This window comes from Protofrankia sp. Cr1 (genome assembly GCF_963555865.1).
Taxonomy (GTDB): domain Bacteria; phylum Actinomycetota; class Actinomycetes; order Frankiales; family Frankiaceae; genus Protofrankia.
This window is the reverse complement of the sequence record NZ_CAUVXO010000327.1, coordinates 1-1,390: the sequence shown is the minus strand read 5'-3', so window position 1 is coordinate 1,390 and position 1,390 is coordinate 1. Positions and strand designations below refer to the sequence as shown.

Annotated in this window: 1 pseudogene; it reads right to left on the bottom strand. The window is 70.4% G+C overall.

Annotation, left to right across the window (positions count from 1 at the left end):
* Positions 1-168: 168 nt before the first annotated feature.
* Positions 169-1,390, bottom strand: a pseudogene (locus tag U9980_RS20395) (hypothetical protein); the annotation flags it as partial.

Below are 1,390 nucleotides of genomic sequence, written 5' to 3'. Positions count from 1 at the left end.
GCGGTCGAAGGACCGCAAGCCCGGTGGGCAGCCGGGGCGGGACGGGGTCGGGTCCGACGCGGCGATGAGGACCGCGCTGGCCGCCGAGGCGGGCTGTGCGCGGACGAGACCCAGGTCAACCTGTGGCACAAGGACGCCGACGGCGTGGAGCTGGCGGGCGACACGAGTTCACCCACCGGGGCGGCGGGTGAAGCAGCCGAGCTTCCATTCCACATTCACCCCGTGCGCAGTCCCGGCCGGGCTGCTCATCATCTCGGGTAGCACCCGGTCCAGCATCAGATGGCGGATCACGGCCTCCCGCAGCCGACGGTCGGATATCTCCGCGAAGTACTCTTGCTGATTCGCCGGGACTAGGGCGGTCAGCAGGCACTCCTCGACCAGGAGCTCGTACGTGCGCCGTTCGATGGCCCCTTCGAAGTACGGCGCCAGCGCGGCGGCCACCACCTCGCTGTGCACCGGTTCCGGCAGTATCCTGTGGTCCGCACGCCGCTGGGCGTCCGCGCGCAGTGGTTGCCGAACCGACGCCGCCGCTTCGCGGAGCATCGGTGCGAGCCCACCCGGGTCGTCGATGTCGAGCGCAGCCAGCCAGTACCGCCTCATCAGCCGGTTGGCGTCGTGGAACAACACCGAGTCCGCCCGCCGGTCGGCCAGGTCGGGCGCGCTGAACGTGAGCAGCCCGCCGGGTCGCAGCACGCCGGCGATGGACGTCGCGGCCCGTCGCATGGCCTTGTCGGGGAGAAGGTGGAAGACCATGTTGGCGAGTACGGCGTCGATCTCCTGCCCCGCGAGGAGGACGTCACGCAGTGGGCGGAAGTGTCTGCTGCCGGGCTGGCGGAGGGCGTGAAAGCGTGTCCAGGGGACATCCCGCAGCAGCTCGTACCCCTGCGCGAACCACCCGCCCGGGATGTCCACGAGATGCAGCTCGAACGTCGCGCCGCGTTCGGCCAAGCGCGGCACGACGTTCCGCTCAAGGCACGCCTTCGTCAGCTCGATGGAGGCGCAGCCGGTGCCCGCCCCGTAGTCGAGCACCCGGACGGCGTCGCCGGCGCGGGCCTGTTCGATGCGCACCTCCACCGCCTTCAGCACCTGGTCGACGACGATGCCAGTCGGACCGGAGGACCAGGTCCTCGGGCGGGCGAGGTCGCCGTCGGTGAACAGCAACTGGTGCAGGCCTGCGCCGTCGGCCAGGTCGTCCTCCGGACCCGGCGTCCAGGTGTCGTGCCGCTCCCGCCGCGGGTCGACCGGCAGCGGCCGTTCCGTCACAAAGTAGTTCGCGGAGATCGCGACGAACGGTTTGTTCCTCGGATACCGGCGCTCGAGATGGCCGACCGGCTGCAGTCCGGCAAGTCCGCAGCAGCGCAGGAACGCGGAGTACTCGATGAGATATTGG